Source organism: Schlesneria sp. (genome assembly GCF_036405755.1).
Taxonomy (GTDB): Bacteria; Planctomycetota; Planctomycetia; order Planctomycetales; family Planctomycetaceae; genus Schlesneria; species Schlesneria sphaerica.
The window spans coordinates 1-8322 of the sequence record NZ_DASWWZ010000431.1 but is presented as its reverse complement, the minus strand read 5'-3'; the positions used below and the strand labels follow the sequence as shown (position 1 = coordinate 8322).

Below are 8322 nucleotides of genomic sequence, written 5' to 3'. Positions count from 1 at the left end.
GTCGCATCAAAGCACTGATCAAACTGCCGCCCAGGAAAACATTCCCGCTTAGACACGGGCGAGTCACTCCTGTGGGTGATGCTGCCGTTGCGTTATCCGATCGTCGAATCATTGCGCGGGCTGGCGTCGGTTCTGCAACCGAACAAAATCGAGCAAATGGCCAACATTCCTCGGACGAAGTCGCGGGGACGCTCCATCAGAAAGAAAAGGGCGATTCCTGTGTTCTAGATCAGTGTTGGTGTCCAAGAAAGACCGCGAGGTCTTTTCTTGATTCGAAGCGCCGTCCTGTGAATTGTCCCAATTCGGTTCGTGGTTGGATGGTCTGCTACTGCTAAAAACAGCGAGCTTGATATTGGGGGGAAGCGGAACGAATACACGTTCTGAACTCCGAGCCCATGATTGGTTCCAAACGTCTGGAGGGTTGGACTCGCCGGGACGCTGTCCGGTGATCACACTGTTCGGATGGGATGATCGTTAGTCGAAATGTGAGGAGGGGTGTGATGGGGAGTCTGACACTTTGTCAGCGGCAGCTCGGTGATATAACGGATCGGGCTGGCCAATTGGCCAGCCGGTGGCCAGTCGGTGGCCAGTCCCAAGTATGGCAGCAATCAAAGCTTATATAGTTTTCGGGAGATTGGCCCGGCTGGCCAGCAGAGTCCCGTCAGTTCTCTTTTGTACGTTGACGGGCGCTACCGCTCGGTGTCTGGGTAGACGGCAGTGTTTTGAGAATCTCAGACGGAATCAATCGTTTAGCGGTTATTTGACAATTTGGGACGAGTCGTGCCACCTTCGTCTTTAGTGCAGACGGTCGCGAAGCTGGTACTCGCTGTAGGACCTGCAGCGCGAGCGGGGGTGTCCACATCCGTCGACTTCCCTCCTGGGTGGGGGCCTGGACTCCTGCATTCGAAATGAGTCGGAGAGAGTTTGCCATTTGGGCATTGGTGGGGTCACAGAGGTCGAGGGCAGGCACACGCGACGAGTTCGTGGCGAGACTTTCGGTCCGAACGGATTGCGGGGGCCGGAACCGCGCCCCGGTGAATCTGAAGACCGGGTCAGAATTCCCTGACGGGTCTGCGGGTTGCTCGCTGTCTGATTGGTCAGGTCGCGCTACGAACGACCATCAGACTTTGCCTGTTTGGACTTTGGGCAGTCTGGAGAACATCCTCCCCTTCATCATGCGGGTGGGGCCGGGCTTTTTTGGAGAATCCCATCCTTCGTTGAAATCCTGTGGATTGCTCTCTTTCACTTCGTCTTGTCGCGAACATTGTCGCTTCGACATGTGTCCGGTATGCAACGGCGACGGTCACAGTTTTGATCGATTGCCCGGTGACTGAGACGGGGTTGCCAAGGGGGTGAAGACTGTCTGCTTTCTCTGGCCTGGAACTGGAAAGGAACCGGTTGGCCTGAAGATTGCAACCTTCTTCGTTATCAGTCTGTTGCGATAGGACGGACGTAACCGACGCTGCTCCGTAAAACACGAACTGAAAAGATGAAAATTATGACGACGATCTGGGGTCAACGTACAGCGACAACAGCTTCAACTCCCCGCGAGGGCTTGCCCATTGAGGCCGAGAATCGAATGAGCGGAACCAAGGGAGCCAACGCATCCCGAGTCGGCGTGCTGAGCGCCCAGGAACAGAGCGACGTTCGACACGAGGTCCTCTCCGAGATCATGGCATCGCTCCGAATTCCGTTGGGCGACTAAGTCCCCTGCCCGCGAGTCATACGAATTTGATGGGAATCCTCCATGCGCATCGGGTTGCAATACCCGACCCGTCTGGATGCGATTCCCTTGTTCGTCTTGTGAACACACGCACGGTCCATCCGCCGGCAGGCCACCAGACTCAGTCTGGTGGCCGCGATGTTAGCTTGCCGTGAATTTCAAGCCGATGATGGCGACGATCAGCAGGCTGAGAAAGAAGATTCGACCTGCACTGGCAGGTTCACCCAGGAATGCCATGCCGAGTACCATGGCTCCGAAGGTCCCGATCCCGACCCAGACAGCATAGGCAGTCCCGATCGGAAGTGTGCGGGCGGCAACAGCGAGCAGATACATACTCGCGATGATCCCGATAATTGTGAGTATGCTCGGTACCGGCTTGGTAAACCCCTGGCTTTGTTTCAGACCAATGGCCCAGCCTGCCTCCAGTAAGCCAGCAATGACAAGTAGAATCCACGGCATCACGACGCTCCTCAATCCGCGTCGTCTTTTCCTAACCGGGTACGTCGCTCATCGTCCGGGCCGAAATGGCAAAAACAGAATGACGCCATTTTAGGCGGCTGTCGAGCGTCGGTCAAACTCTGCCCTTGAGCTCGGCTTGCGAAATGTCGGCTGGCAGATCGTCCAGCATTTGAACTCATCGGGGATCATCATCTTCTGCGAGACGTGTCTCCTGATTTTCGCTGCGGCTACAGCTCAGCAGTGCGGAAGGATGTCCTTCTCAAAGGGGCTTGGCGTACACTGCATCCGCGGGGGGCCAGCAAATTTCCGTTGCTCGGTCCCCGATGAAGAACGCTGTCATGTTTGCCTGCGCCACCAACGATGGAAAGACCGAGAGAGATCATGGAGTTACGGCCAATTCGTCTGCTGACACTGCTGCTATTGGTGCTTTTCGTTTCAGGGGTCTCTTCCGGACAGGAAAAAAGTGTCAAACCGGGGATCAACGACACTTTCCGGAATCCAAAGCCAGAAGAGTTCGTGGAACGGTTTGAAATTGAAAGCCGCGAAGTCTTCCAGCAGCGTGAAAACATTCTTGAAGCCTGTCAGATCAAACCCGGCCAGACGGTGGCGGATATCGGTGCGGGAACGGGGCTGTTCACGCGCATGTTCTCCGATGCCGTGGGCGATGAGGGGCGAGTGATCGCGGTGGATATCGCTCAGGAATTTCTCGACCACGTGAAGCTCACCAGTCATCAGCGCGGCCAGAAGAATGTTGAGACCCAGCTTTGCACTCCCGAATCGACCGAGCTGCCGGATGACTCCATCGATGTCGCCTTCATCTGTGACACCTACCATCACTTCGAATTCCCGCTGAAAACAATGGCCTCGTTACGGAGAGCACTTAAGCCGGGCGGGCGAGTGATTGTCATCGATTTCCGCCGCATTCCCGGAAAGACGAAGGAATGGACGCTGAATCACGTTCGTGCGGGCCAGGAAGTCTTCGAGAGTGAGATTGTCGAATCGGGGTTTCTCAAAACGCGGGAGGTCAATGAATTCCTCGAAGAGAATTACTTCGTGGAATTTACCAAGAGTGCGACTCCGGGCCTGAAGTCCCCTTTGTATCCCATCATCGCCGGACATGGCGGTGTTGTGGCGGTCCCGAATGCCACGGAGAAACCTCGATCAGGTGCAAAGCTGCTGCTGGATGCAACTGCTGCAGCCCCAGCAGGAAGTATTCATAAGTCGCTTGATCGGGCCGCTCGATTGCTGAATCTTTATGGTGTCGCGGGCTTGAAGGCGTCCGACGTAAAGATTGTCGTCGTGCTGCATGGCGAGGCGACCAAATCGGTATTGAACGACGAGTTCTATCAGGCGCGATTTGGAGTCGAGCGAAACCCGAATCTTCCTCTGATCAAATTGCTGCAGGACGCGGGTGTCGAAGTGTTCGTCTGCGGACAGGCACTCAATTATAAGGGGTTTCCGGAGTCGGCCGTGGCCAAAGGGATCTCCGTTGCTGAGTCGGCTCTGTCCGTGATTGCCAATCGTCAGATGGATGGATATGGCTACCTGCCGCTGCATTAAGGGATTGCCAGTTGTCGTCGTGCCCAATCCATGACAACTGCAGCAGGAGAAACGGGATGATCAAACCAACTCGCCGCCTGTGGATACTGATCTGTCTGCTCGGAGGCAGCACTGCGATGCTGGGACTGAGTTCGGGAGACGAGTCTCCCGTGAGCGAGTCTCCTCCGCTTGAACAACCTTTGCCGGAAGGTCCCTTGGGTGACACGATCGAACTCGGGCGGTTACTGGTCGAGCAGACGGTGAAACATCCGTTATCAAAGCGGTTTGTCGGTAACGATCTCAACTGCACATCGTGCCATTTGAAGAACGGGACCGACCCGAAGGCCGCGACGTTCATCGGGGTTGCGACGGCGTACCCCGCCTGGTCTCCACGTGAGCAGCGGGTCATCACGCTGGAAGATCGCATCCTCAACTGCTTCATGCGCAGTTGCAACGGGATTCGTCCTCCCCTGGGGAGTGAAGTGTCGATCGCAATTGCGACCTACATCACCTGGTTGTCGACAGGCCAGCCACTCAAGATGAACGGCGTCCGTTCGCTTGGTCCTCATGCTGTTCCTGATCTGAAGCTCGATGCTGGCCGCGCTGAACGCCAACGGGGCAGCGAACTTTACGCGGACCGATGTGCCTCATGCCATGGAGCAGACGGAGCGGGTGATGAAGAAAACCCGCCCGTTTGGGGCCCACGCTCGTACAATGAGGGGGCGGGACTGACAGACGTGCGGAAACTGGCTTCGTGGCTGAAGGTGGCGATGCCACTGGATGACACCGATCTCTCGGACCAAGAAGCACTCGACATCGCAGACTACGTGAACTCACATGAAAGGCCCAAGTTTCGCCTCAAAGATCACTTACCGGAGAAAGACAGGTTGGGCGAGTACAATTCCGGATCGAAGCCCTGATCCGAATTGACTTCCTCCGAGGGATCGGGGGCTCATCTGTCCCCTTCTCAGATGAAATAGTGACCGGGGCTGAGGTCGGGACTCTTATGAACAACGGTTGTGCACAGCCGCGTGATGTTCGTCGCTAAGTGCGTCCGGACCTTGTTGATACCGCTGAGCTTGGGGTCGAGGGTGGTAGTGTCTGCTACTGACGAGGAGAACCGCTGAGACCAAGGTACAGGGAGCGACGAAGACCCAGTATGGAACAGAGACCACTTCTGTCAGTCTCAGGAAAAGCGTATTGCAGAGTATGATCCCGTCTGTGACCTCACTTAATAAGTCGTCACTGTCCCCTGCTTCGTGTGGTGATGGGGACTGTAGAGCAGAAATTGTTTGTTCGACTGTCTGAATTTGAGGGTCGACAGCGATCAGCGTCACCAAGCCCTTTCGACTCTGGACAAACGAGATGTGGCCAGCGCTTGAAGGGATGTCGACAAGCTGGCCGATGTCGAATTCGTCGATGTGGGAATAACTTCTGATCCAACCGGTCGTGATGAAGCACGAGATCAGTAGTGCCAGACAGCCAAACCAGCGTCTGCGGTCCTGAAAATAGTCCTGCATGCTGCGTGCTCCCACTTTGTAATGCGGGGTGACTTTCACAGCACTATCAGCAGTTCAAACGGTTTCGACAAGCGCAGATGACACTGGGGCAAGACTTGCTGTCTATCATTGCCGGGCCTTACGCGCGATCAGCCTGCCTGATGAAAGAGGAACGATCCGCGGTGAGCCCGTACAAAAAACGAAAGATAATGGGCAAGTCCGCGGGCATGATGGCTTCAGACGTGTGTCGATCCCATTTCGCAATCTATGAATTTTATCAGGAGATCTTTGAATGCGTGTCGCGTCTGGAATTAATAAGTTGAGGGAATGAAGATCCGCGAGGGACGGCATTCGTCATCGTGGCAGAATGTGCAGCCAACTAATCTCTGTTTGAAAGTCCAGGGCTTACGTCGAGGTGAGTCGATCGCAATTCAGGGACGGGTGGCTGGCTCTGGTCCACGATGCTCCAAAAGAAGCGGGTGGCGAAGACTGGTCTAGCAATGGGAACCGGGAAAGTTCCGGAAGGGGGCTCGCGATTGAACCCTGGGTGGTACCTGTGCCATTGGGATTACCGGTTCCTGATGCAACCTTCACTGAGCCTTTAAGACTCGGATGTTTCAGTGCTGTCCTGTTCTTCCGCGCTGACGGAGGAGGGTTTCTCTTCTTTTGCGGGCTTCGGTTTGGGCTTCTTGGCTTTCTTGTCTTCAGGGGAATCACTCGTGCGGGGGAATAGTGAGGCGGCGGTTTCCCTGAGTTGTGCCAATTTCAGTTCGGTCGCGGCAATTTCATCGGCCAGCTTGCGTGCCAGCTCATCGCGCAGACTGATGAAAGTCTCGATTTCGCTTTTCAGATCGGCAGTTGCCTCACCAGCGAGGTCCTCGATGATGATTGCTTCTTTCATGGGGCTGAGATCTGCCTCGATGGGGCTTGATTCACTCCCTTCCTGCGGTCGTTTCTTTGCCATTGCGATAGATTCCAGGATGGTTTCCAGTTGCCAGATCCAATTCGGTGCGGCCTTTTATCAGGAAGATCGAAATCCGGCAATCACTGGAAATCAGCCAGAACTGTGTCAGGTCTTGAGCAGCCTTGAACGGGCTTCGGAAGGAAGATTAGGAGCCCAACCCGGATCTGTTCATCGGGATTGACTTCCCCGCGATGATGAGATGTGATCTGTCTCCTTTTTTCGTTCCCGTTTCGTCGATTTGAGAGACAGACATGAGCAACCGTTCTTCCAGTTCGAAGAATTCATCCAAGGACACGAAGGCAGCGAATTCGGCCGTTGTGTGGACCGTCAGAGGCCTGGTCGCCGTCACTGCTGTGGTACTGCTGTTCCTCGCCTGGCAGGAGAATCAGGTCAAACAGGCATTCAGTTCCACCAATGAGGCCTGGCAGGCAGCGTTGAGATCGAGTGGTGAGAACACGGATCTGACGAAATCTCAACTTAAAGCCATTCCCGCGAAGGGCAATCCACTGGTTACATCCGACAAGGCCGGCACGAACACAGTAGGAGCCGTCGATGTCGAAACGTTTACCTGGAAGGGCCGACTGCGCAGTTATTCAGTCAAAGTCCATTATGGTCTCGGCCAGGATCCCTCTGTCGAACTGATTGAAGTGGTCGAGAAATGAGGCAATACGCCTTTTCTGGGCCTGTCCAGGAAATTTGTCCGGTATGAGATTGGCCGCTTTGGTCTGTTTGGGATGCGCTGGAAGTGTGTCCTGGCCGAACACGCTGTTTCACGACGATTGAGAGCGGGCGGATAGGTTTTTGATGTAGATGAAACCTCTCGCGGTTGGCTTCGCACCGGTCGCGGCCTGGACACAGCCATTGGGGTGACTCGTGGGATTTTCGGGCATCATCTCGAACCGCGATGCAGGTGCGATATTCTGCTGCAGAGGTGCGTAGTTGATGAGTTGAAGAACGACCTTTGTGCGGAGGAGATGTTTTCCATTCCGGGAGACGAGTTGCTACATCTCGCGGACTGACTAGACGAAGAGTGCTGCTCGGAAGCCGCGGACGCCATAGTAGGACTGATCTCCGTTGTGATAGACGAAAACGTGACCGAAGCGGCGGTCGCAGAAGAGGGCTCCTCCCAAGCTGCGGATATCTTCGGGGGTCTTGATCCAACTGGAGGTCTTCATGTCGAAATTACCGACCTTTTGGAGCTCACGATACTGGGCTTCCGTCAGGATCTCGACTCCCATTTCGGTCGCCAGATCGATGGCATTGTGCTTCGGCTTGTGTTCTTTCCGCGACTCCAGCCCTTCGCGGTCATAACAGATGCTGGTACGGCCTTTAGGCGTTTCGGGGCAGCAATCGACAAACAGGTATTGTCCGGTTTTCTTGTCGTGGCTGATGACATCCGGTTCCCCGCCCGTCCGTTCCATTTCGTTCAATGACCAGAGCTTATCAGGGTTTTCATCCAGCCGCTTCTGGATCTTGTCCCAACTGAGACCGGGATGACGATGCATGTTCTTTTCAAACCGAGCAGAGAGTTTTGTCAGCAGTTGCTCCCGTACCTCAGGGGAAAGTTCCTTGTCCGAACGAACTGCACGCATGGTCGCTTCCTGATGTGAGATTAAAGAGGTGATGAGTTTTCCAGCGAGAATTCCGTGAACTACGAGCAATCCGAAGGAGGCATTCAAGAGAGCTGATTTCTGACGGCGCTGACTGCCTAATCTGGCAAAGTTGTTGATGTCGTACAAGCAATGCACAGGCACTGCCTGATCGAAGCCGATCCGACAAACCCGGGTTCACTACCCTGCTTCAAGCAATTCATCGATTGCCTGAAGAGCCGATAATGCTCCCGTGGGAATGGAGATACCTTGGGAGTGGACGTCGGCTTCTCGAGGATTGACCCGGATTAACGTTCCTGCGTGGGACTCGCACTCATACCGGACGGTTGGAATGGCAAGTCCCGCTCCCAGTTCGACGATCACCATCCGGCGGGAGGATGCTTTCGCTGTCCATTCGATATATCGCTGGTACTGCTGGTCCGACCGTGTCGCAATCCAGTGAGCGTCACCAAACATCAGAATATTGGGCCGGGCGATCCGACCGCATTGTGGGCAATCGGGCAGCGGCGAAGCCGTTCTGATGGTCTC

At 55.1% G+C, this 8322-nt stretch carries 7 protein-coding genes, 1 pseudogene and 1 riboswitch; of the genes and pseudogenes, 4 read left to right on the top strand and 4 right to left on the bottom strand.

Going from position 1 to position 8322, the window contains the following annotated elements; all coding sequences use genetic code 11:
- The first annotated feature begins 1498 nt into the window (after window positions 1-1498).
- On the top strand, window positions 1499-1705 hold the full coding sequence (locus VGE80_RS14770; RefSeq protein WP_440593196.1) for a hypothetical protein: 207 nt from the start codon (window positions 1499-1501) through the stop codon (window positions 1703-1705).
- A 159-nt stretch (window positions 1706-1864) separates the two neighbouring features.
- Here VGE80_RS14770 and VGE80_RS14765 read toward each other — a convergent pair whose 3' ends face one another.
- On the bottom strand, window positions 1865-2182 hold the full coding sequence (locus tag VGE80_RS14765) for a DMT family transporter (protein WP_373652503.1): 318 nt from the start codon (window positions 2180-2182) through the stop codon (window positions 1865-1867).
- A 15-nt stretch (window positions 2183-2197) separates the two neighbouring features.
- Window positions 2198-2257, bottom strand: a riboswitch (guanidine-III (ykkC-III) riboswitch).
- Between the two features lie 306 nt (window positions 2258-2563).
- On the opposite strand from VGE80_RS14765, the gene VGE80_RS14760 reads away from it, so the two are divergent.
- Together VGE80_RS14760 and VGE80_RS14755 are read left to right on the top strand one after the other, a co-directional pair.
- Window positions 2564-3742 (top strand): methyltransferase domain-containing protein, encoded by a 1179-nt coding sequence (locus VGE80_RS14760; RefSeq protein WP_440593195.1) that lies wholly within the window; start codon window positions 2564-2566, stop codon window positions 3740-3742.
- A 56-nt stretch (window positions 3743-3798) separates the two neighbouring features.
- Complete coding sequence (locus VGE80_RS14755; protein WP_440593194.1) at window positions 3799-4641, top strand: c-type cytochrome; 843 nt, start codon at window positions 3799-3801, stop codon at window positions 4639-4641.
- 1180 nt (window positions 4642-5821) lie between these two features.
- On the opposite strand, the gene VGE80_RS14750 is transcribed toward VGE80_RS14755, so the two are convergent.
- Window positions 5822-6184 carry a hypothetical protein gene (locus tag VGE80_RS14750; protein WP_440593193.1) on the bottom strand — a complete coding sequence of 121 codons (363 nt, stop codon included), beginning with the start codon at window positions 6182-6184 and terminating at the stop codon, window positions 5822-5824.
- Window positions 6185-6435: 251 nt separating this feature from the next.
- Between VGE80_RS14750 and VGE80_RS14745 the strand changes: the two genes are divergently transcribed.
- Window positions 6436-6846 carry a hypothetical protein gene (locus VGE80_RS14745; protein WP_440593192.1) on the top strand — a complete coding sequence of 137 codons (411 nt, stop codon included), beginning with the start codon at window positions 6436-6438 and terminating at the stop codon, window positions 6844-6846.
- Between the two features lie 357 nt (window positions 6847-7203).
- Here VGE80_RS14745 and VGE80_RS14740 read toward each other — a convergent pair whose 3' ends face one another.
- Both VGE80_RS14740 and VGE80_RS14735 read right to left on the bottom strand, forming a co-directional pair.
- Window positions 7204-7776 carry a DUF4256 domain-containing protein gene (locus VGE80_RS14740; RefSeq protein ID WP_440593191.1) on the bottom strand — a complete coding sequence of 191 codons (573 nt, stop codon included), beginning with the start codon at window positions 7774-7776 and terminating at the stop codon, window positions 7204-7206.
- Between the two features lie 198 nt (window positions 7777-7974).
- Window positions 7975-8322 (bottom strand): annotated as a pseudogene (locus tag VGE80_RS14735) (NAD-dependent protein deacetylase); the annotation flags it as partial.